We start from the raw sequence: 20,445 nt of genomic DNA, 5'->3' as shown, positions 1-20,445 counted from the left end.
GGCGCCTGTAGATAGGTTCTTCGTTTCGCTCACGCGGCGGTGGGGTGGTTCATACCGATTGCGTGACTGGTTCCATCGAACGATTGCTGCGGCGGGCAAAGGCTTTGGCTATGACGTAGTAGAGCGGTGAAACGACAGCCAATCCGACGATGAACGAGATATCTGTGTTGCCGAGCATCTTGGCGAACGGCCCGACGAAGGCGGTCCCGATGATCATGAACGGGAGCTGTACCGCGACACCGATGAGGTAGCAGCTGACCGCGGGCCAGTTGACCCGGCCGTAGCGACCGCCGTCGCGCTTGTAGAAGTCCTCGACGACGTAGTCCCCATGCCGGACCAGGTAGTAGTCCACCAGATTCACCGCGGTCCACGGGACCAGCGAACCGAGCAGCAAGACCAGGAAGTTGTTGTAGATGGAGACGAAGCCGCTGCCCGCGGTGAGCGCGACACACACGGCCAGCGCGCAGAGCCCGACGGCGATCAAACCGCGTTCGCGGCCGCGTGGATTGAAGCGCGGCACGATCGTCTGCGCAATCGTGATCGTGCACAGCGTGCTGCAGTACAGGTTCATCGCGTTGGTAGCGGCGACTCCGATGCTGAAGACCACAACCACCAGGACGCTGATCCCGGCGGTGGCCTTGGTCAGGGCGATAACCGGGTCGGTGTTGGGGAGCAGCAATCCGACGCCTGCCCCGAGGAACATCGGCAGGATCGAGCCGATGCTGGTGCCCCAGTAGCTCATCCAGAATGCTGGCTTCGAGCCCGTCTTTGCTGGCAGGTAGCGCGAATAGTCGGAAACGTATGGGGCATAGGCGATCTGCCATACCGCGCACGCCCCGAACGTGCTCAGGAAGCCTGCCAGCGTCGCGGTGCCGGTGCTGAAGAAGTGAGCGGGCACCGGGTGGACGATGAACGCCCAGACGAACGCCGCCAGCAGAACCAGCCCCGACGCCCACGTCATGATGCGCGCGTAGGCGTGGATCAGGGCGTAACCCCAGATAGCCGCGCAGAGGCTGATCGCCGCGAGCACCACGATGCCGGCCTTACCGCTCAGGAAGGGTATGACCGAGGCGAGCGACTCCCCGCCGAAGACGAGAATCGAGATGAAGAACCCGAGGTACATGACGACGACGACTGCGACGATGAGAATCGATCCCAGCGAACCGAATTGTCCCTTGGTCTGCACCATCTGCGGAACACCCAGCCGCGGCCCCTGAGCAGAGTGCAGCGCCATGAAGATCGCACCGAAGAGGTTTCCCGCGATGACCGCCAGCGCGGCCGACCACGCGGGCTGCCCGAAGAGGGTCGTCGACAGCGCCCCGGTAACGATCGCCAGGATCATGATGTTGGTGCCGAACCAGATCGTGAACATGTCCCGATTGCGCCCGTGGCGCTGGTCGGCCGGAATCGGTTGGATGGTGGCCGATTCGATGGTGGAGACGGATTCCTCACGCCTGCTGTTTTTTACACTCACTGCTTGTTTCTTTCGCTCGCCCCGGGGGCAGTTTTGGAGAGACTGTGGTTTCGGCCGCGACGGGCTTGCTCAGCGGATGACGAAGCCGCGCTCGACGACGCCGGCGAGAAGATCCACGTAGGAATCCATGTCCTCGCGGGCCGGACGCGGTGCCGCGGCATAGGGCATCGCGGCCTTCACGGCGGGACTGAGGAAGTACGCGCCCGCCGCCAGCACCGTCAGCGCCTCGAACTGGTCGGGCCTGTGCGCAGCGAGCTCATCGAGAGCGGCTTCGGGGTCCTTGCCGGTACACGACGCAACGGCGTCGGCGAATGCTTCCGCGATATCGGGCCGGTAGCCGAGAACCTGGTCGAGCAGCGCGTCGGGTACTCCGGCGGCGCTCGCCGAGGGCATGGAGCCGGACGCGGGAATCAGGGTGTCGGCGAGAAGCGCGAAGGTGCGGCGCTGGTCGGAATCGAGCATCATGCTGTCCTTAGAACGCGGTCTGGATGCTGTGGCGGGTTTCGGCGAGGTGCCGCATCGAGCGCAGGGCAATCGCCATGATGGTCGCGGTCGGGTTCACGCCCGTGGAGGTGACGAAGACGCTGCCGTCGATGATGAACAAGTTGGGTACGTCGTGTGCCCGGCCCCACTGATCGACGACGGAGGTGGCGGGGTCGGTGCCCATGGCGGCCGTCCCGAGCAGATGCCAGGCGCTGTGGCGTACGACTGGGATCGGGTGGACTTCGACCGCCCCGGCGGCCTGATGCGCCTCGATCGCCCGCTCCACGTTGAATTTGAGCATTCGCTCACAGTTCTCACCGATGGTGTAGCGGATTTTCGCGGCCGGGATCCCGTCGGAGTCCGTGACGTCCGGGTCGAGTACGACCGCGTTGTGCTCATCGGGCAGGTCTTCGGTGGTGATCCCCCACTCGGTGTAGCGCCCGAATGTGTGCTGGAGGCGGCTGTGGAAGGCGGATCCGAAACCCTCACGCCAGTTGTGGCCCCGCTCCCACAGCGTGTGGGCGAGCGGGCCACCGGTCGGCATCAGGTTCCACTTCGCTCCTCGGACGAAACCGCGGTCGGTGTCGGTCTCGTAGAACTGCATCGACTGCAGCGCCTGTCCTGCCGGGCCGAGCCAGGTTTCGAGCTCTTCGTCGTAGGCGCCGTATACCGAGGCGTACGGGTGCGTCATCAGGCGCTTGCCCACCAGCCCGGAGGAGTTGGCGAGGCCGTTGGGGAACAGCGACGAGGTCGAGTTCAGCAGCAGGCGCGGTGTGCCGACACCGTTCGCGGCCATCACGGTCACCCGGGCCGACTGGTGTTGCAGGTTGCCGTCGCGGTCGATGTACTCGGCGCCGGTGACCAGGCCGCGGTCGTTCACGGTGAGCCGGCTGACCCGGGCACCGGTGATCAGCACCGCACCCAGTGCGATCGCGTCACGCCAGTGGGTGAGGTCGGTGCTGGCCTTGGCTCCGGTCGGGCATCCGGACTCACACGCGCCGTAGCGCAGACAGGCCGGGCGGTTCTTGAAGTTGCGCGACGCGATGGCATTCGGCGCCGGCCACCAGTGCCAGCCCAGCTTGTCCATCCCCTTGGCCCCGACCACTCCGTACTTGCCGATCGGCAGCGGCGACAGCGGAAAGGTGTGCGGATCCGGATAGGCGGGGTCACCCTCCAGCCCGGACGCGCCGATATGGTGGGTTACCTCGTCATAGAACGGTCGCAGATCTTCATAGGTGAACGGCCAGTCCTCGGCCACGCCGTCGAGCGTCTTGACCCGGAAGTCCGACGGCATCGCGCGAACCCAGTGCCCGGAGAACATGATTGTGCTGCCGCCGACGCCGTTGAACATCAGCGGTTCGACCGGGCTCTCGGTGGCGTCGACCGGATAGTCGGCCGGGTTCTGACGCACATTCGGGCTGGCGTTCCACTGCTTCAGACGGGTGAGCTCCCACGACGGCTTGTCGCCGGTGAAGTCGTCGGGCAAGTTCCAGTTTCCCTGTTCCAGACACACGACCTTGAGGCCCTTGCTGGCCAACTCGAGTGCTGCCACCCCGCCGGATGCTCCGGCGCCCACGATGAGGACGTCGGCTCCTTCCGCGGTGTCGTAGTCGATGTGCTGTGTATTCATCGGCTGTGCTCCCTCAGCTCAGGCCCAGCCGAAGCCGGTCGCGCCCACGGGTCCTTCCCCTGATCGGGGTGTCACGAGCAATGATGCGTGGGTCACACTTCGGCCGCTAGCGTCGATCCGCAACAAACTGGCGAACCGGTCTTGTGCATCCGCACAACGAGAAGGAGGGCACACCTACCGCGACTGCTCGCACTGGCACTGCTCACCGCTTGGCGTGTCGCCGCCGACCACCCCGACCACGCCATCGACGGACTGATCGCCCTGACCCGCAACGAGATACGCAAACTACTCGCCGGCGCCTCACCCCACCGCACACACTGGTCGATATGGCGGCGACGCCACCAATACCGCGCCAGAACCAGCCACTACCAGCACCAGCCGAGACTTTCGTGCCGTGAACAATGCGGTCGGCATCGTTTTGCCGTGAATGCGAATAGCATTCATCCATTTGCTCGGGTAACTGGGTAGTCTAACGGTCGCGGTTCTCCGCCCATCGGTAGGAATGTTCCGGCCGCCCGGCCGTGCCGTAACGCGGGACGATCTGCACAGCCCCGGTGTCGTGCAGGAACTTCAGGTAACGCCGCGAGACGGCCTGACTGAACCCGATCCGCTCGGCGAGTTCCGTGGCGGTCACGCCATCCTGCGTCTTGCGCAGCGTCTCGGTGACGTGGTCGAGGGTGGTGTCGGAGATGCCCTTGGGCAGCGATTGCTCGCCGCTCGAGCGTAGCCGCCCGTACAGCCGGTCGATATCGCGCTGCGCGGGGACGCTCATCCGGTCCAATTGAGTGCGCGCCGCGGCGTAGCTGTCCAGCCGCTCCCGAAAGATACGGAAGGTGAAGGGTTTCACGATGTAGTGCACGACACCCAGGTGCATGGCCGAGCGCAGGACGTCGACATCCTTGGCGGAGGTGATCGCGATGACATCGACCGCCGCTGCGTTGGAGGCGCGGATGCGGCGCAAGATGTCGATGCCACCCAGGTCGGGTAGGTACATGTCCAGCAGGATCAAGTCCGGTCGCACCGTCTCGAGCGCGCGCAGCGCGGCTGCGCCGCTGGTGGCCTCGCCCACCACCTGGAATCCGCCGACACGTTCGGTGAATTGGCGATGCACCGATACCGCCATCGCGTCGTCGTCGACGACCAGGGTCCGAATCACCGCTCGGCACTTTCGGTTTCGCCGGTGCCGGAGATCGCGGCCCGCTCCCGCAGCGGGATGGTGACCGTGAACAGCGCACCGTCGACATTGCGGACGGCGATGTGGCCGCCCCGGGCGCACACCTCGCGGCTGACCAGCGCGAGTCCGATGCCGCGGCGGCGGTTGCCCGCGTGCGCCGCCTTCGTGGTGAACCCGTGACGGAATATCTCGTCGGCGAGCGATGCGTCGACACCGGGCCCGGTGTCGCGCACGGTGATCTCCAAAACGCCGGTGCGCGTGGTGATTCCGACATCCACCCGGCCTCCCTCGGGGCCCGCCTGGGTGACCGATTCCAGCGCATTGTCGATCAGGTTGCCCAGCACGGTGACCAGGCCCTGCGGTTCGTCGAGATCGGCGGGCAATTCGCCGGTCGCCGACACCGACAGCGTGATGCCGCGTTCACCGGCGACCGCCGCCTTGCCCAGCAGCAGCGCGGACACGATCGGGTCGCTCACCCCGTCGACGAGCTGGGCAGCGAGTTGCTGGTGCAGCACCGAGGTGTGGTTGATGAACTCCACGGCGTCGTCGTACCGGCCCAGCTCGATGAGCCCCCCGATGACGTGCAGCCGGTTGGCGAATTCATGTTCCTGCGAGCGCAGTGCGTCGGCCAGCGACCGGCTGTCGTCCAGCTCTCGCAGCAGTCCCTCGAGTTCGGTCCGGTCGCGTAGCGTAATCACCGCACCGATGGGACGGCCGCGGACATCGACCGGCATGTGGTTGACCACGAGGATGCGCTTGCCCAGCAGGACGATTTCGTCGCGGCCCGGCACGTGCCCGCCCAGCACATCCCGCACCCGGCCCGCGGGGACGAATTCGGGGAGCCGGCGCCCGAGGACATCGGTCCGCTCGATACCGAGCAAACGCTGCGCCTCGTCGTTGATCATGGTGACGTGCTCGGTCAGGTCGAGGGTGATTACGCCCTCGGCGATGCTGTGCAGCATCGCTTCGCGATGTTCCAGCATCCCGGTGATCTCCGCGGGTTCTAGTCCATAGGTCTGCCGCTTGATTCGGCGCGTCAACAGCAGTGTGCCCGCCACCGACAGCGCCAGGGCCAGCAGCGGCGGGACGAACGTCGAGGGCAGGCGGGACAACAGCTGGGAACTCACCGTGTCCTCCAGCGTGCCGACCGACACCAGGCCGATGACCTGCCCGGCGCCATCGCGGACCGGGACCTTGGCACGCATCGACCGGCCGAGCGAACCGTTCTGCACCCCGATGTAGGTGCCACCGGACAGGACCGCGGCCGGGTTCTCTCCCGGATCGTTGAGCAGTGACGTGCCGATCAGGGAGCTGTCGGGGTGCGAGTACCGAATGCCCTGGCGGTTGGTGATCACGATGAAGGTCGCGCCGGTGGCCCGGCGGACGGTTTCGGCGGCCGGGTCGATCGCCCGTGCCGGGTCGGGTGCGGCGAAACCGTCGACAATCGTCGGATCGGTCGCGACCGATCGCGCGATGCGCAGCGAATTCTGACCTGCCTGCCGATCCATGTCGGAACGGATCTCCCGGTAGGTCAGGACCGCATCGACAACCGCGGAAATGAGCAGAATCCCCAGCAACAGAACGAGCACCTGGGTGGACAAACGCAAGCTCCGACGCCGGGTGGTGAGGGGCGTCACCACGGCATGGTAGCGCATCTTCAGCTCCCATTTCGTGAGCGTAATGCGCGGAAATGCGCGTAATAGTCATGAACCGTCGTTTGCTGCCCACATGGTGGACGTGACCCGGGTCACGGAGCACTGTCGTTCGCATAACAGCACACGGACCGCCAGTCAACGGAGACCACTCCGGCGGACGAGAACGACACCAAGGAGATAGCGACAATGGCTGCGTCAGCCGGAAATACGGTGGCCGACCCCCCGACGGCTCCCCACCGCTCATCGGACGCCCGGATCGAGCTGTCCGCGGTCACCAAGCGTTTCACCAGCCCGACCGGCGAGACCTTCACGGCCCTGCGCGAAGTGAGCCTGACCATCGAGCCCGGCCAGTTCTGCGCGATCGTCGGGCCGACCGGCTGCGGCAAGTCCACCACGTTGAGCCTGGTATCCGGCCTGGACCGCCCCACCGCCGGATCGGTGCGCGTGGCCGGGCAGCCGGTCAAGGGCATCACGCCGGGAACGAGCTTCATGTTCCAGGCCGACGCCCTGCTGCCTTGGAAGAATGTGGTGTCGAACGTGGCACTCGGTCCTACGTTCCGGCACGTGCCCAAGCGCACCGCGCGGGCGCAGGCCACGGAGTGGCTGCAGCGGGTCGGGCTGGCCGGATTCGAGGACCACTACCCGCACCAGCTTTCCGGTGGCATGCGCAAACGCGCCAGCCTGGCCGCCGCGCTGATCAACGAGCCGTCGCTGCTGATGATGGACGAACCGTTCGGCGCCCTGGACGTGCAGACCAAGGCGATCATGTCCAACGAACTGCTGCAGCTGTGGGAGCAGACCCGCCCCACCGTCCTGTTCATCACCCACGACCTGGAGGAGGCCATCGCGCTGGCCGATGTGGTCGTCGTGATGACCTCGCGTCCGGGGACCGTCAAGGACGTCTACCAGATCGACCTGCCCCGCCCGCGCGGCGCGGTTCAGGAGATCCGGTTCGAGCCGCGGTTCCTCGAACTGCACCAGCAGATCTGGGAGTCCCTGCGGGAAGAGGTCGAGCAGGCATACGCGGCTACCGCCGCCGCACAGCAGGGAGAAAAGCCGTGACAAGCGCATCGAATGTGTCCGACGCCATGACGACCATGCAAACCGATATCCGGCATGTGCCCAACGAGGCCGACATGTCCAACCTGGCCCGGCGGCGCGCCCGGATGCGCAAACTTCGCGTGTACCTGGCCCGGCTGGCCGTCGCGGTCGTAGTGATCGGCGGCTGGCAGTTGCTGACCGGCTGGAAGGTCATCGATCCGTTCTTCTTCGGCAGGCCCAGCGGGATCGTGTCCACGCTGGTCGACTGGGTCGAACACGGAACCCAGTACGGCTCGGTGTGGTCACAGATCGGGATCACGATGAAGGAGGCCCTGCTCGGCTTCGTCTACGGCACCGTCGGCGGCGTCGTCGCCGGGGTCCTGCTCGGGCAGTTCCCGTTCCTGGCCGACGTGGCCGGTCCGTACATCAAGGTGCTCAACGCCATGCCGCGGATCGTGCTCGGCTCGATCTTCGTGGTCTGGCTCGGGCTGGGCACGCCGTCGAAGGTGCTGCTCGCGGCGGTCCTGGTGTTCTTCGTCGTGTTCTTCAACGCCTTCCAAGGCGTGCGTGAAGTGGACCGGAACCTGCTTGCCAACGTCCGGGTGCTCGGCGCATCACGCTGGCATGTCATCCGGCATGTGGTGCTGCCCTCCGCGCTGACCTGGATCACCGCCAGCCTGCACGTCGCCTTCGGGTTCGCGGTGATCGGCGCGATCGTCGGTGAATTCCTCGGCGCCCAGCACGGGCTCGGCCTGGTGATCTCCACCGCGCAGAACAACTTCGAGCCCAACGGCGTGTTCGCCGCGATGGTCATCATCGCGATCATCACCCTGACCGCGGAATTCATCCTCACCCGGGTGGAGAACCGGTTGCTGGGCTGGCGCCCGGCCGCACACTCGGAGGCCGCCGGAATCTGAGACCTCGAAATCCCCTGAACCCCATACAGATCAACCCCGTTCTCATCGAGGAGAATTACTGATGAAGCGCAGTATCGTGGCCCGTGTGGTGGTGGCCGCCACCGCCGTCGGGCTCGCCGTCGGCCTCACCGCCTGCGGATCGAGCAGCGACAAGGCGAGCAATGGCCTGCCGACCGTGACCATGATGGTCGGCGGCATCGACAAGCAGATCTACCTGCCGTACCAGCTCGCCGAGGGCCTGGGCCTCTACAAGAAGTACGGCGTGAACATGTCGTTGAGCACCGAGACGACCGGTGGTGTCGGCGCCGAGGACGCGATGGCCTCAGGGCAGGTCGATATGGCCGGTGCGTGGTACATCCACGCCGCCGAATTCCAGTCGAAGGGCAAGGACGTCGTTTCGGTCGCCCAGTTGTCCGGCGCCCCGGGCGAACGCGAGATGTGCGCGACCGGCTCGAACGTACATTCCCCCGCCGACTGGAAGGGCAAGAGCGTCGGCGTGACCGACCTCGGCTCCGGCACGGACGACCTCAGTCAGTATCTTGCCGCACAACAACACCTGGGCACGAAGGATTACAGCCGGGTCGGCGTCGGCGACGGCAGCACGCTCATCTCATCGCTGAAGCAGGGCCGGATCGCCTGCGCCATGACGACGCAGCCGACCGTGGCCGCGATCGAGAAGACGGGCGTCGGCTACTCCGCGACCGACCTGGCCAGCACCGCCGGCTCGCAGCAGTGGCTCGGCGGCGTGTACCCCGCGGCCGCTGTCCTGTCCCGGACGGACTGGGTGAACTCGCACAAGGATCTGGTGCAGAAGGTGGTCAACGCACTCGTCGAGACCATGCACTACATCAACACCCACAGCGCCGCCGACATCGCGGCGCACCTGCCGCCGAAATTCGTGTCCAACGAACTGGTCACCAAGGATGACTACATCAAGGCCCTCGACCAGGACAAGGGGCAGTTCCTGCCCGATGGCATGATGCCGGCCGGCGCCGCGCAGACCGCGATCGCAATCGACAAGTTCGTCGGGAAACTGGACGGCTCGGTCGATGTGTCCAAGACCTACACGGACAGCTACGTCATTCAGGCGAACAAGACCGTGGGCAGCGGCAATTGAGCTGAGGTCCCGGCGATGAGGGGCGGCTCCGAGCGGACGGTCAACGTCCCGCTCGGAGCCGTTGTCGTCGCCGATCCTGGCTCTGCCCGGTCTCCACATTCACACAACCCGCACACGACACCGAGACAGCCATGCTCGCCTTCGTACTGTTAGCCGTCCTCGCCGCCGCGGTGACCGCGCTCGCCGCCGCCTTGTTCCTCGCACCGTCCCGAGCCGCGCAGGACATCCCGGAAGCACTGCCGGACAAGGCGATCCGCACAGACGGTGGGCATAACTCACACCGCGCACCCGATACCGCATTGCCGATCCCGGATGCTCACCGGGCGATGCGCGACCATCGCTCCTGCCGCATGCGTGACTGCCCCCGCAAGCGCGCCGCGTACACCGCGCTGCGGGACGCCGGGAAGCTCGTTCCGGATCTGCGCGTGGCGAGATGGATGCAATGACCCCCTCGATCCGAACGCCCGCCGTCTACCGGACAGCGGTGCCGTAACAGTAGGCCGGTCAGCCGGGCACAACCGCCGGATCCCCAGTTGTGCCATGGGAATTCGCGCGGCGACGGACGCAATGCGCACTGGGCGAAGCGGTCCTCGGACCGCGCACGGCCGGAACGAATGTGCTGGTACGCCTAGGACTTGGGAATCGGCCTGGTCTCCGCGGACGGCGGCACCGGCGCGATCGGCATGGCCTCGGTGACCGAGCTGCTGGACACGTCCGAACTCGCGCCGCTCGAGCCCACGCTCACCGTCGCGGGACCCGTGAAGGCCGGCAGCGCCGCATAGCGAGGATCGATCTTGGCGGTGCGGCTGGCGTTCACGATCCAGCGGCGGGCACGGGTGAGCGCGTGGGTGGGGAACATGGAATCCCAGCGCATGTCGTCCGCGGCGTTGTACGGCAGTTTGCCGCGGACCTCCGGCGCGTAGGGGTGCGGCGGGAACATGTTCGGGAATCCGACCTTCGGCACCACCGCGGCCTCGCGGGCGCCGGGGCGGCCGTTCTCCGGGCACATGATCTTCAGGATCGCGCAGCAGCTGGCCTTGGGCACCACGATGCCCGCGGTGAACCCCAGGCCCGCCTCGCGGTCCGGCAGCGGGAACTTCTCCAGCCGCAGCAAGGCGGGCTGGCCGTTGACGGTGATCGAGTGGGCCTCGAGCAGGCAGCCGAACTCGGCCTGCAGCTCGGTGAGCTTCAGACGCAGGGTCTCCTCGTCCTCCAGCGGCGCGGGGAGGTCCGGCACGGCCTCGATATAGGTCAGCGTGATGATGTCCCGGGTGACCGGATCGCCCCAGGTGCTCTGGTCGAGTTGTTGCAGTCCCCCGGTTTCGAACGAGATTGGCACGCGACCACGCTACCTACTCGATATGTATTCGCACGTCCTAGGTCGTTTTGTGCTCAATACGTGACATACTGGAGGACACTTCCAGGCAAAACAGGCGTTCGGTCTGTTTTGTACCCGTGAGGCGACCTCCGCTTTGCGCGAGCCGGACCGGGGTCCTGTCAGACCCCGGTCCGGCTCGATCGCTTTCGTCATTCCACGCCCGGCGCGGGCTTCGGGTTCGGCGGTTTGACCGTCCTGCCCGCCTGCTCGAGGGCCCGGCGCAGCGCGTACTCGATCTGGGCGTTGATGCTGCGCAGGTCGTCGGCCGCCCACTTGGCGATCGCCTCGTGGACGGCCGGATCGAGGCGCAGCAGCACTTTCTTCGGCTCCCGCGCGGCCATCAGGAGTAGAGGGTCCCGGTGTTGACCACGGGCTGGGCGGCGCGGTCGCCGCACAGCACGACCAGCAGGTTCGACACCATCGACGCCTTGCGCTCCTCGTCGAGCTCGACCATGCCCTCATCAGCCAGGCGCTGCAGAGCCATGCCGACCATGCCAACCGCGCCGTCGACGATGCGGCTGCGCGCGGCGACCACCTGGCTCGCCTGCTGGCGGACCAGCATGGCCTGGGCGATCTCGGGCGCGTAGGCGAGGTGGGTGATGCGGGCCTCGAGGATCTCGATGCCGGCCAGCGCGGTGCGTTCGCGCAGTTCGGCGGTCATCTCCTCGGCGACCTCGGCGCCGTTGCGCAGGCTGGTGCGGGACTGGTCGTCCGAATCGTAGGGATGCGTGGTGGCCAGGTGGCGGACGGCGGTCTCGGACTGGGTGCGCACGTACTCCTCGTAGTTGTCGACGGCGAAGGCGGCCTTGAAGCTGTCCACGACGCGGTAGACCGCCACGGCCGCGATCTCGACCGGGTTACCGTCCGAATCGTTGACCTTCAGCTTCTGGGTCTCGAAGTTGCGCACCCGCAACGAGATTCGGCGCTTGGCGGTCAGCGGCACCACCCAGAAGAATCCGGCGTCGCTCACCGAGCCGATGTAGCGGCCGAAGAACTGCAGCACCTTCGCCTCGTTCGGCCCGACCGTCGTGAGTCCGGTGAGCAGCAGCACCGCCAGCAGCAGGATCACATACCCGATCACCGCACCGGCCCTGGCCCCGGAGCCGTGCGAACCCGAGCCGCTGACCCCGAGCACCACGCCGACGATGCCGACGGCGAGCAGCAGCAACAACATGAAGAACCCGTTGACCCGAAAGGCCGGACGCAGCTCCATGACATCCTCCCAATATCTAAGTGATATCACGACGATAGCGCTGAGCGGTTCGCGCGTCCAGAGGGAAAATTCGCCGGTGCGCTAGGAGGATTCGGCCAGGGACTGCGTGCCCAGCACCGCGAGCAGCGCCAGCCGCTCGGCGTCCTCGGTGCCGGGTTCGGCGGTGTAGATCATGATCCGCAGATCGCTGCCCGCCACCGTCATCACGTCGCAGTCCAGGGTCAGCGGGCCGACCGCGGGGTGCTCGATGGTCTTCGGGTGGCTCGTCCTGCGGCCCACGACGCCCGAGTCCCAGAGTTCGGCGAATCGGGGGCTGCCGGTGCGCAGGGTGGTGATCAGCTGTTGCAGCTGATGGTCGGCCGGATAGCGGGTCGCCGCGGTGCGCAGGTCCGAGACCAGCGCGGTCTCGTATTCGAGCAGGGCCTCCGGGGCGCGCCGGACGGTGCTGCCGGAGTTGCCGGGGCCGAGGAAGTGCCGCCACACGCCGTTGCGCTCGATGCCGCGCAGCCCGGACTGATCGCCGACCAGCGCGGCATGCTGCGGATTGGCCACCAGCAGCGTCCAGGTGGCGTCGTACACCGCGACCGGCGTCCCGGTCAGGCGGTCCAGCACCCGCTGCACGCTGGCGGTGATGTGGGAGGGAACGAGTTCGGGCTCCGGCAGCGCCAGCCCCGCGAGCCGGAACAGGTGCGCGCGCTCGGTGCCGGACAGCCGCAGCGCCCGCGCCAGCGCCTCGACCACCTGGGTCGAGGGATTCGACGCGCGTCCCTGCTCGAGACGGGTGATGTAGTCCACCGAAATGCCCGCCAGCAGCGCCAGCTCCTCGCGGCGCAGCCCGGGCGCGCGGCGCTGGCCCCCACTGGGCAGCCCCGCGTCGCCCGGTGCGAGCCGGTCCCGCCATCGCCGCATCGCCTTGCCCAGTTCCGAGGTCGCCATACCTCCAGTGTTCCGCGTCGGCAGGTACCGTGCCTGGTATCGGCAGTCCCAGGAAGGTCAGGGAGCTGGCTGTCCGATCCCATGACGGCGAGGCTGGAGACATGACAACGACACTGATCACAGGAGCCAACAAGGGCATCGGGTTCGCGACCGCGCGCCGGCTCGTCGCCGAGGGCCACACCGTTTACATCGGGTCCCGCGACCTGGAGCGCGGCCGCGCCGCCGCGGAGCAGATCGGGGCGCGCGTCGTCCAGCTCGACGTCACCGACGACGCCTCGGTCGCCGCGGCCGCGAAGGCCGTCGAGGCCGAGGGCGGGCTGGACGTGCTGATCAACAACGCGGGCATCGAGAGCCGCAACCCCGACGGCAGCGTGCCCACGGCCGCCGACCTCACCGGCGACACGATACGAGAGGTGTTCGACACCAACGTCTTCGGCGTCGTCCGGGTGCTGCACGCCTTCCTGCCGTTGCTGGAGCGCTCCGCCGCACCGGTGGTGGTGAACGTGAGCAGCGGGCTGGCCTCGTTCGCCGGTATGACCACCCCCGGCCCCGCGTCCGCCTATCCCGGTGTTGCGTACCCGACGTCCAAGGCCGCGGTGAACATGCTCACCGTGCAATACGCCAAGGCGTTCCCGCAGATTCGGATCAACGCGGTCGAACCCGGTTACACCGCAACCGATCTCAACCATCACCAGGGGATCCAGACGATCGACCAGGCAGCCGAGGTCGTCGCGCGTGCGGCCACCGTCGCACCGGACGGGCCCACCGGAAGCTACTCCGGCCCCGAGGGCCCCATGCCCTGGTGACGGCTCGGATCAGTCCGGCAGCCACCGCTTCCGTGAACATCGCCCAGCAGAGCGCGGCGGGCGTCATCGTTCGCCTGGCGACGGTGGCACCCGACGGACACACGGGGAGCTCTACCCCGGGCGGTGGGCCCGATGCCCTGGTAGTGGCCCGAATCAGCCGGGCAGCCAACCGCTTCCGGTAACACCGCCCAGCAGGGCGCAGCGGGCGTCATCCTTCGACTGACGGCGGTGGCACCCGATGGACACGGGGAGCTCTACCCCAGGCCGGTGGGCCCGATGCCCTGGTAGTGGCCCGAATCAGCCGGGCAGCCAACCGCTTCCGGTAACACCGCCCAGCAGGGCGCGGCGGGCGTCATCCTTCGCCTGGCGACGGTGACACCCGACGGACACACGGGGGGCTACCCCCGGCCGGTTTGCCCGATGCCCCGGTAGTGGCTCGAATCAGTCCGGCAGCCAACCGCTTCCGGGCTCGGTCCAGCGGATGGACTCGAGCATCGCGCAGTGTCCCGCGGCGGCGGGGCCTCGCCCGCTCAGCGGCGCTCGGCGAGATCGGCCAGGGCCTGGGCCCACCCGTCGAGGCGGTCGGCACAGTCGCGCAGGTTGAGCAGATCCATATCGAATTCGGTTGGCGCGGTATCGGACTCGGGAGCCGCCAGGATCCGGGAGGCGGCGGCCACCAGGAGCTCGTATTCCGCGATACCGGCGGACAGTCGTGCGGCGCCGGCGCGCAACGGTGCGGACATGTCGGCCGCTGGCGCCACGCTCCCCCGCGCGACGACCTCCGCCGCCTTCTCCATGGCGACCACGTCGGCGGCCAGGGCGTGCAGCGCCGCGGCGCTCGAGGCGGCGGTCTCCACGGTGTCTGCCAGATCCTCCTCGGGAAGCCTACGGCCCCGGACGATCTGGGCGGCGAGAGTGTGGAACGCCTCCTCGGCGCGGACCAGGCGGGCCACCGGTTCCCGGGTGATCGAGCGGACCGGGGGCAGCTTGCGGGGTACGAAGGCCGCCTGCGGCAACGGATTCCGGCGCATGACCAGATAGCGCCGCGTGGTGACGGCCGCCCCGGTGACCATGACCACCGCACCGCCTCCGACAATGATCACCGCCCAGGCGGGCGCGGCCAGAATCACCAGACCCGCGGTGCCCGCGGCGGTGATGCCCGACGCGGTCCCCCACCGCAGGGTGCGCCGACGGGCCCGGCGACGCCGCCGCAGCTCCCGCTCGCGCGGCTCGGCCCAGCTGCGCACCGCGTGCATCGCATGTTCGCCGACTTCGCGCAGGGTATCGGGCAGGCGCCGCGCCCTTTCAATCTCCCGATCGTCGATTCCGTACTGGGACAGTGCATCCCGGAGGCCGCGCGCTGCCAATTCCCTGGACGGCCGGGAGTTCGACCGCGTGTGCGTCGCCCGTGGTTTCCGCTCACCGGATCCACGCTCCGCCGGTCCGTCTCCCCGCTGCGAGGTCGGCACCTCGAAGACTGTTCCCCTGGTGTCCGGCGAGGAGGGAGCGTCCGAGGTTCCCGCAGGCAGCGCGCCGGGCTGCGGAAACGCCTGCGCCGCACGCGGATCCGGTGCCGAACGCGCCTTCCGCCGCAATCGGGCGCGGCCGGACGCGGACTCGTTACCGGTCCGCGATCTGGCCATCGCTCCTGACTACCTTTCGAACGTCGGCGGCTCTCGCCGCCACCGGCCTACTGCTGCTGGGGCGAGGCCTGGCCCTGGTTGATCTGCGGCTGCGCCGCGGGCTGCGCGATCTGCGGCGCGGCATCGCCCGCGGGCAGCGCATCGCCGCGCATGGAGGCACGGATCTGCTCGAGGCGGCTGTGGCCCGCCATCTGAATGCTGGCCTGCTGAACCTCGAGCATGCGGCCCTGGACCGAGTTGCCTGCGAGTTCGGCGGCGCCCAGCGCATTGGCGTAGCGACGCTCGATCTTCTCGCGCACCGCGTCCAGGCTCGGGGTGGTGCCCGGCGCGGACAGCGTCGAATCCATGCGCTGCAGCGAGGCGGACACCTGCTCCTGCATCTTGGCCTGCTCGAGCTGGCTGAGCAGCTTGGTGCGCTCGCCGACCTTCTGCTGCAACAGCATCGCGTTCTGCTCGACGGCCTTCTTGGCCTGCGCGGCGGCCTGCAGCGACTGATCGTGCAGCACCTTCAGGTCCTCGACCGCCTGCTCGGCGGTGACCAGCTGCGCGGCGAACGCCTCGGCGGCGTTGGTGTACTGGATCGCCTTGTCGGTATCGCCGGCCGTGGCGGCCTGATCGGCGAGCATGACCGCCTGCCGGGCGTTGGCGTTGAGCTTCTCCACCTCGTCCAGCTGGCGGTTCAGCTTCATCTCCAGCTGACGCTGGTTACCGATCACCGACGCGGCCTGCTGCGAGAGGGCCTGATGCTGGCGCTGGGCCTCCTCGATGGCCTGCTGGATCTGCACCTTCGGATCCGCATGCTCCTCGATCTTGGAGTCGAAGAGGGCCATCATGTACTTCCAGGCCTTGACGAACGGATTAGCCATCGATTGATCCCGCCTCCATCTGACGCGCCGCGCTCCAACGCGACTGTAGTGCGCGACCGTCACGCACCCCTGGTGTCCCTATCTCCATTGCCCGGCGCCGCGAGCGGAGAACCCCGCCCGTGACCGTTGCCTATAGAGAATCTATCCGTTTCCGTCCCGTCGTACAGCCTTGCCGAGTCTTTGGGCCGCCGCGGTGCCCCTTCGCCCCGCCGGTCTGGGCCTCATGCGGGCACGGACCATCTCCCGCACGGCCTCGGCACCCCCCGATTAGCCAGCGCGTTCAGTTCGCCTGCACCAGCACCAGCTTGTCGGCGCTGGGCGCGGGGATGACGATCCTGGTTTCGCCCGCGATCCGGCCGAACGCGGACGCCTTCGCGACACCCGCGGGCTCGGCCGCCGGGTGCGCCGCGGCGAAGTCCGCATCCGCCAAGGCGGTGCTCACGTCGGACAGGACCTGGGACAGCGGCAGGTCCAGGGCCTGGCAGATGGCCGCCAGCAACTCGCTGGACGCCTCCTTGCGACCCCGCTCCACCTCGGACAGATATCCCAGACTCACCCGCGCCGAGGTCGACACCTCGCGCAGGGTCCGGCTCTGGGCGATCCGAGCATGCCGCAAACTTTCCCCGATGGCCTCTCGCAGCAGCGTCATCTCGTTCTCCTTACGGTTCATGCCTCGCCGGACCGAGCCTCTGCACTGACAACGTCATACAGCGCCGACCGGTTCCCACGTCTTTCTATCCATACCCTCGCCCGGCCGCCCCGGTCGACTTCCCACCGATGCCACTACCTTGCCGACACTCGGCGGTGGCCCGGGCAGAAGCCCAGCTGTACCCATTGCTCACTCGCTTCGCTCGCCCAGGCTGCGGGCCAGCTCAGTGACGGCCGCGCGGACCGCCTCCAACCTGATCGTCCACCGGTCTCCGGACAGTTTCAACCGCAAAACCTCGGTGCTCTCGGGACCGGCGATGCCCAGGAACACGGTGCCGACGTCTTTGCCGTCCTGCGAATCCGGGCCCGCGACCCCCGTCAGGCCGATGCCCCAGTCCGCACCGCAGACCGTCCGCGCGCCCACCGCGAGCTGTTCGGCGGTGCCGGCCGCGACCGGCCCGTCCGCCGCCAGGGTGCGCTCGCTCACCCCCGCCAGGGTGTGTTTGAGGTCGGTGGCGTACACGATCAGGCCGCCGCGCAGGGTGGCGCTCGCGCCCGGGACGCCCGCGATCGTGGCCGAGAGCAACCCCGCGGTCAACGATTCGGCGGTCGCCACGGTCGCGCGGGAGGCAATCAACAGGCGTACCAACTCCGCGGCCGGAACCGCCGCGGTCAGCGGATCGGTCATCGCCGGGTGGCCGGACCCGACCACAGCCGGGCGGCCTGCACGACGTAATCCAGCCCCGTCACCACGGTCAGCGCCACCGCCAGATACATCAGCCACAGGCCCGCGGTGGCGAACGCGCCCGACAGCGGCAGCAGCAGCACCGCGATCGCGAGGGACTGCACCAGCGTCTTGAGCTTGCCGCCGCGACCCGCCGGAATCACCCCGCGCCGCACCACCGCCAGGCGCAGCAGCGTGATCCCCAGCTCGCGGACGATGATCACGACCGTGATCCACCAGGCCACATCGCCCAGCGCGGACAGGCCGATCAGCGCCGCGCCGATCAGCGCCTTGTCGGCGATGGGGTCGGCGAGCTTGCCGAAATCGGTGACCAGGCCGTACTTGCGCGCCAGCTGACCGTCGATGCGGTCGGTGATGGCGGCCAGGCCGAACAGGGCCGCGGCCAGGACGCGCCATCCGGTGTCGTGCCCGGTGCCCGCGAACAGCGCCAGCAGGAACAGCGGCACGATCAGGATCCGCGCCACGGTGAGAATGTTCGCGATGTTCAGCAGCGGCACCGCGGCCGGCTCGGTCGTACTCGCCGTCGCCGGGATCAGATTGGCCCGCGCCCTGGTGGTTTCGGATCGGGGTTTGGCCGCCTCCGGCTGCCGCGGCCGCAGGGCCTCGGTCCAGCCGCCTTCCATATCGTCGCTCTGCACAGTCACCGGCGCCCTTGGCCGAGATGGGCCCGGACGGATTCGGGCGGGCGGGCAGGGTGGATGTGCGGCACCACACCAGACTATCGGTACCCGCGCCGACTACTGTGCACCCCATGACGACACGGGCACCACACAGCGGATCGATCGACGGGGTTGAAGCAGGCACCCCGATCGTCCGCCGTGCCCGCACCTCCGACGTGCCGGGGATCAAATCGCTGGTCGATGTCTACGCGGGCAAGATCCTGCTGGAGAAGAACCTGGTCACCCTGTACGAGGCCGTGCAGGAGTTCTGGGTGGCCGAATTGGACGGCGAACTGGTCGGCTGCGGGGCGCTGCACGTGCTGTGGGCCGATCTCGGTGAGGTCCGCACGGTCGCGGTGCATCCCGAGGTCAAGGGCAAGGGCGTCGGGCGGCTGATCGTGGACCGGCTCGTCCAGACCGCGCGCGAACTGCAGCTGCGGCGGGTGTTCGTGCTCACCTTCGAGGTGCCGTTCTTCGAGCGGCACGGTTTCGCCGAGATCGATGGCACGCCGGTCACCGCTGAGGTGTTCGCGGAGATGTGCCGCTCGTACGACACGGGCGTCGCGGAGTTCCTCGACCTCAGCTACGTCAAGCCGAATACCCTCGGCAATACTCGTATGCTGCTGACGCTGAGCTGAATCAGGAGATTTTTCATGCCCATCTTCGCCGCCCTCTACACCTACGCCGAGTCCGAAGCGGCCTTGCGCGACGAGCACCGCCCGGCCCACCGCGCCTGGTTGCAGGATCTGGTCGAGCAGGGCACGGTGCTGACCAGCGGCCCGTTCCCCGATGGCTCCGGCGCGCTGATCCTGGTCAGCGCGGCCGACCAGGCCGCGGTCGAGAAGCTGTTCGCCGACGATCCGTTCGCGAAGAACAAGGCGCTGCACGAGGCGCGCTTCGTGGAGTGGAAGCCGACGATGGGCGCCTTCGCCGAGTAGCGACGCACCGCACAACGCGACACGGATCATCCCGCGCCGACGGGCCGCCTCCGCATCAGGACGCGGCCCGCTCCGGCTCGTCCGCCGCGGCGGACCCGGTCGAGCGGAATCGCTGCTGATACTTGCGCGGTGAAATGCCCAGGCGCCCAATGAATGCCCGGCGCATGGCCTCACTGTTGCCGTAGCCGGCGGCGACGGCGGCCTCGGTCACCGAATGCCCGGCGTGCAGCAGGTCTCGGGCCGTGCAGAAGCGGACGAAGCCGACATACTCCGCCGGTGAGCGTTCCAGCTCGGTGCGGAACAGGCGGGTCAGGTGGCGCGGACTCACCTGGGCGTGCGCGGCCAGGGTCTGCACGGTGTGCGGGTAGGCCGGATCGGCGCAGATCAGATCGGCTACCCGGCGCACCAGCGCGCTGCGGGGCGCGGGGCCGCTCAGCGAGGCGGAGAACTGCGACTGCCCGCCCGCGCGCTGCATATGGACCACCAGGGACTGCGCGACCCGCCGCGCCACATCCGGCCCGTGGTCCTCCTCCACCAGGGCCAGCGCCAGATCCACGCCCGCGACGACTCCCGCCGAGCTGTACAGGTTTCCGTCACGCACGAAGATGGAATCGGGCCGCATATCGATCGCCGGGTACCGGCGCCCGAGTTCCCGTGCGAACTTCCAATGTGTGGTCGCCCGGCGGCCATCCAGCAACCCGAGCTCGGCAACCACGAACGCGCCGCTGCAGATCGAGGCGAAGCGCCGCGTGCGGGCCGAGAGCGAGCAGGCCGCGGCCAGCACCTCCGCGGTGACGAACCGCCCGGGCGGCGCCTCGCTGCCCGGAATCACCACCGTATCGAAGCGCCCGGGATCCGCGGCCGCCCCGTTGACCTCGATCCGAGTGCCGAGCGAGGTCCGCACGGGCAGCCCGTCGTGAGACAGCAGCGTCACCTCGTAGTCGTCGACGGTCTGATTCGCCTCCACGAAAACCTCGGCCGGGCCCACGAAGTCGAGCATCTTGACACCGTCGAAGATCAGGAAACCGATGCGCTTGCGCGGTGTTGCCGCGTTGGTGGACATGTCACCAGTATTATGGAGCCGCGCCTCCAGAACAAGGGGAGGCCATCGGCGCACGTGGA

The 20,445-nt window shown here is 68.0% G+C and carries 22 protein-coding genes; 7 read left to right on the top strand and 15 right to left on the bottom strand.

Features of this window, described 5'->3' with window-relative positions; all coding sequences use genetic code 11:
• Positions 1–49: 49 nt before the first annotated feature.
• The 5 genes from KO481_RS37430 to KO481_RS37410 all read right to left on the bottom strand — a co-directional run bounded on the left by KO481_RS37430 (position 50) and on the right by KO481_RS37410 (position 6,416).
• Positions 50–1,474 (bottom strand): purine-cytosine permease family protein, encoded by a 1,425-nt coding sequence (locus KO481_RS37430; protein WP_308166932.1) that lies wholly within the window; start codon positions 1,472–1,474, stop codon positions 50–52.
• A 69-nt stretch (positions 1,475–1,543) separates the two neighbouring features.
• Positions 1,544–1,939 carry a gluconate 2-dehydrogenase subunit 3 family protein gene (locus KO481_RS37425; protein WP_245402078.1) on the bottom strand — a complete coding sequence of 132 codons (396 nt, stop codon included), beginning with the start codon at positions 1,937–1,939 and terminating at the stop codon, positions 1,544–1,546.
• Between the two features lie 7 nt (positions 1,940–1,946).
• Positions 1,947–3,587: a GMC family oxidoreductase gene (locus tag KO481_RS37420; RefSeq protein ID WP_215923271.1), complete on the bottom strand. Its 1,641-nt coding sequence runs from the start codon at positions 3,585–3,587 to the stop codon at positions 1,947–1,949.
• A gap of 469 nt (positions 3,588–4,056) precedes the next feature.
• Positions 4,057–4,743 carry a response regulator gene (locus KO481_RS37415; RefSeq protein WP_215923270.1) on the bottom strand — a complete coding sequence of 229 codons (687 nt, stop codon included), beginning with the start codon at positions 4,741–4,743 and terminating at the stop codon, positions 4,057–4,059.
• A complete protein-coding gene (locus tag KO481_RS37410; protein ID WP_215923269.1) occupies positions 4,740–6,416 on the bottom strand; it encodes an ATP-binding protein in 1,677 nt (558 codons plus the stop codon). The genes KO481_RS37415 and KO481_RS37410 overlap by 4 nt, the downstream gene beginning before the upstream one ends.
• Before the next feature lie 186 nt (positions 6,417–6,602).
• Between KO481_RS37410 and KO481_RS37405 the strand changes: the two genes are divergently transcribed.
• The 4 genes from KO481_RS37405 (at position 6,603) to KO481_RS37390 (ending at position 9,937) form a co-directional block, all read left to right on the top strand.
• Positions 6,603–7,478 carry an ABC transporter ATP-binding protein gene (locus tag KO481_RS37405; protein WP_245402077.1) on the top strand — a complete coding sequence of 292 codons (876 nt, stop codon included), beginning with the start codon at positions 6,603–6,605 and terminating at the stop codon, positions 7,476–7,478.
• Positions 7,475–8,374, top strand: a complete 900-nt coding sequence (locus tag KO481_RS37400; protein WP_308166931.1) for an ABC transporter permease — start codon at positions 7,475–7,477, stop codon at positions 8,372–8,374. Before KO481_RS37405 ends, KO481_RS37400 begins: the two co-directional genes overlap by 4 nt.
• 61 nt (positions 8,375–8,435) lie before the next feature.
• Positions 8,436–9,491: an ABC transporter substrate-binding protein gene (locus KO481_RS37395; RefSeq protein WP_215923268.1), complete on the top strand. Its 1,056-nt coding sequence runs from the start codon at positions 8,436–8,438 to the stop codon at positions 9,489–9,491.
• 131 nt (positions 9,492–9,622) lie between these two features.
• Positions 9,623–9,937, top strand: coding sequence for a hypothetical protein (locus tag KO481_RS37390; protein ID WP_215923267.1), 315 nt, complete (start codon positions 9,623–9,625; stop codon positions 9,935–9,937).
• A 182-nt stretch (positions 9,938–10,119) separates the two neighbouring features.
• On the opposite strand, the gene KO481_RS37385 is transcribed toward KO481_RS37390, so the two are convergent.
• The 4 genes from KO481_RS37385 to KO481_RS37370 all read right to left on the bottom strand — a co-directional run bounded on the left by KO481_RS37385 (position 10,120) and on the right by KO481_RS37370 (position 13,018).
• Positions 10,120–10,830: a hypothetical protein gene (locus tag KO481_RS37385; RefSeq protein WP_215923266.1), complete on the bottom strand. Its 711-nt coding sequence runs from the start codon at positions 10,828–10,830 to the stop codon at positions 10,120–10,122.
• A gap of 188 nt (positions 10,831–11,018) precedes the next feature.
• The gene (locus KO481_RS37380; RefSeq protein ID WP_215923265.1) at positions 11,019–11,210 is read right to left on the bottom strand and encodes a type II toxin-antitoxin system antitoxin; all 192 of its coding nucleotides are present in this window, start codon (positions 11,208–11,210) and stop codon (positions 11,019–11,021) included.
• A complete protein-coding gene (locus KO481_RS37375; protein WP_215923264.1) occupies positions 11,210–12,082 on the bottom strand; it encodes an SPFH domain-containing protein in 873 nt (290 codons plus the stop codon). Before KO481_RS37375 ends, KO481_RS37380 begins: the two co-directional genes overlap by 1 nt.
• Before the next feature lie 81 nt (positions 12,083–12,163).
• Positions 12,164–13,018 (bottom strand): helix-turn-helix transcriptional regulator, encoded by an 855-nt coding sequence (locus KO481_RS37370; RefSeq protein WP_215923263.1) that lies wholly within the window; start codon positions 13,016–13,018, stop codon positions 12,164–12,166.
• Positions 13,019–13,119: 101 nt separating this feature from the next.
• Here KO481_RS37370 and KO481_RS37365 point away from each other — a divergent pair, with 101 nt between their 5' ends.
• Complete coding sequence (locus tag KO481_RS37365; protein WP_215923262.1) at positions 13,120–13,824, top strand: SDR family NAD(P)-dependent oxidoreductase; 705 nt, start codon at positions 13,120–13,122, stop codon at positions 13,822–13,824.
• A 530-nt stretch (positions 13,825–14,354) separates the two neighbouring features.
• On the opposite strand, the gene pspM is transcribed toward KO481_RS37365, so the two are convergent.
• From pspM to pgsA, 5 genes are all read right to left on the bottom strand, one after another.
• On the bottom strand, positions 14,355–15,467 hold the full coding sequence (pspM, locus tag KO481_RS37360; protein WP_245402076.1) for a phage shock envelope stress response protein PspM: 1,113 nt from the start codon (positions 15,465–15,467) through the stop codon (positions 14,355–14,357).
• A gap of 47 nt (positions 15,468–15,514) precedes the next feature.
• Positions 15,515–16,333 (bottom strand): phage shock protein PspA, encoded by an 819-nt coding sequence (pspA, locus tag KO481_RS37355; protein ID WP_215923261.1) that lies wholly within the window; start codon positions 16,331–16,333, stop codon positions 15,515–15,517.
• A gap of 280 nt (positions 16,334–16,613) precedes the next feature.
• Positions 16,614–16,982, bottom strand: a complete 369-nt coding sequence (locus KO481_RS37350) for a helix-turn-helix domain-containing protein (protein ID WP_215923260.1) — start codon at positions 16,980–16,982, stop codon at positions 16,614–16,616.
• 189 nt (positions 16,983–17,171) lie between these two features.
• Entirely contained in the window at positions 17,172–17,669 is a 498-nt protein-coding gene (locus tag KO481_RS37345; RefSeq protein WP_215923259.1) for a CinA family protein, read from the bottom strand.
• Positions 17,666–18,370 carry a CDP-diacylglycerol--glycerol-3-phosphate 3-phosphatidyltransferase gene (gene pgsA, locus KO481_RS37340; protein WP_372452177.1) on the bottom strand — a complete coding sequence of 235 codons (705 nt, stop codon included), beginning with the start codon at positions 18,368–18,370 and terminating at the stop codon, positions 17,666–17,668. Before pgsA ends, KO481_RS37345 begins: the two co-directional genes overlap by 4 nt.
• A 107-nt stretch (positions 18,371–18,477) precedes the next feature.
• Here pgsA and KO481_RS37335 point away from each other — a divergent pair, with 107 nt between their 5' ends.
• Complete coding sequence (locus KO481_RS37335) at positions 18,478–19,023, top strand: amino-acid N-acetyltransferase (protein ID WP_215923258.1); 546 nt, start codon at positions 18,478–18,480, stop codon at positions 19,021–19,023.
• A gap of 15 nt (positions 19,024–19,038) precedes the next feature.
• Complete coding sequence (locus tag KO481_RS37330) at positions 19,039–19,323, top strand: YciI family protein (RefSeq protein WP_215923257.1); 285 nt, start codon at positions 19,039–19,041, stop codon at positions 19,321–19,323.
• 55 nt (positions 19,324–19,378) lie between these two features.
• Here the strand turns inward: KO481_RS37330 and KO481_RS37325 are convergent, their stop codons facing one another.
• Complete coding sequence (locus KO481_RS37325; protein WP_215923256.1) at positions 19,379–20,386, bottom strand: GlxA family transcriptional regulator; 1,008 nt, start codon at positions 20,384–20,386, stop codon at positions 19,379–19,381.
• Between the last annotated feature and the right edge of the window lie 59 nt (positions 20,387–20,445).

Origin of the sequence: Nocardia albiluteola, from assembly GCF_018860155.1 — a bacterium.
GTDB classification, from domain to species: Bacteria; Actinomycetota; Actinomycetes; order Mycobacteriales; family Mycobacteriaceae; genus Nocardia; species Nocardia albiluteola.
This window is presented reverse-complemented; position numbering and strand designations above follow the sequence as displayed.

Coding starts and splice junctions, on each gene's coding strand:
- KO481_RS37365 (WP_215923262.1), top strand. CDS start 13,120: ATGACAACGACACTGATCACAGGAGCCAACAAGGGCATCGGGTTCGCG.
- KO481_RS37410 (WP_215923269.1), bottom strand. CDS start 6,416: ATGCGCTACCATGCCGTGGTGACGCCCCTCACCACCCGGCGTCGGAGC.
- KO481_RS37425 (WP_245402078.1), bottom strand. CDS start 1,939: ATGATGCTCGATTCCGACCAGCGCCGCACCTTCGCGCTTCTCGCCGAC.
- pspA (WP_215923261.1), bottom strand. CDS start 16,333: ATGGCTAATCCGTTCGTCAAGGCCTGGAAGTACATGATGGCCCTCTTC.
- KO481_RS37350 (WP_215923260.1), bottom strand. CDS start 16,982: ATGACGCTGCTGCGAGAGGCCATCGGGGAAAGTTTGCGGCATGCTCGG.
- KO481_RS37335 (WP_215923258.1), top strand. CDS start 18,478: ATGACGACACGGGCACCACACAGCGGATCGATCGACGGGGTTGAAGCA.
- KO481_RS37405 (WP_245402077.1), top strand. CDS start 6,603: ATGGCTGCGTCAGCCGGAAATACGGTGGCCGACCCCCCGACGGCTCCC.
- KO481_RS37380 (WP_215923265.1), bottom strand. CDS start 11,210: ATGGCCGCGCGGGAGCCGAAGAAAGTGCTGCTGCGCCTCGATCCGGCC.
- KO481_RS37395 (WP_215923268.1), top strand. CDS start 8,436: ATGAAGCGCAGTATCGTGGCCCGTGTGGTGGTGGCCGCCACCGCCGTC.
- KO481_RS37345 (WP_215923259.1), bottom strand. CDS start 17,669: ATGACCGATCCGCTGACCGCGGCGGTTCCGGCCGCGGAGTTGGTACGC.
- KO481_RS37375 (WP_215923264.1), bottom strand. CDS start 12,082: ATGGAGCTGCGTCCGGCCTTTCGGGTCAACGGGTTCTTCATGTTGTTG.
- KO481_RS37390 (WP_215923267.1), top strand. CDS start 9,623: ATGCTCGCCTTCGTACTGTTAGCCGTCCTCGCCGCCGCGGTGACCGCG.
- KO481_RS37330 (WP_215923257.1), top strand. CDS start 19,039: ATGCCCATCTTCGCCGCCCTCTACACCTACGCCGAGTCCGAAGCGGCC.
- KO481_RS37420 (WP_215923271.1), bottom strand. CDS start 3,587: ATGAATACACAGCACATCGACTACGACACCGCGGAAGGAGCCGACGTC.
- KO481_RS37325 (WP_215923256.1), bottom strand. CDS start 20,386: ATGTCCACCAACGCGGCAACACCGCGCAAGCGCATCGGTTTCCTGATC.
- KO481_RS37370 (WP_215923263.1), bottom strand. CDS start 13,018: ATGGCGACCTCGGAACTGGGCAAGGCGATGCGGCGATGGCGGGACCGG.
- pspM (WP_245402076.1), bottom strand. CDS start 15,467: ATGGCCAGATCGCGGACCGGTAACGAGTCCGCGTCCGGCCGCGCCCGA.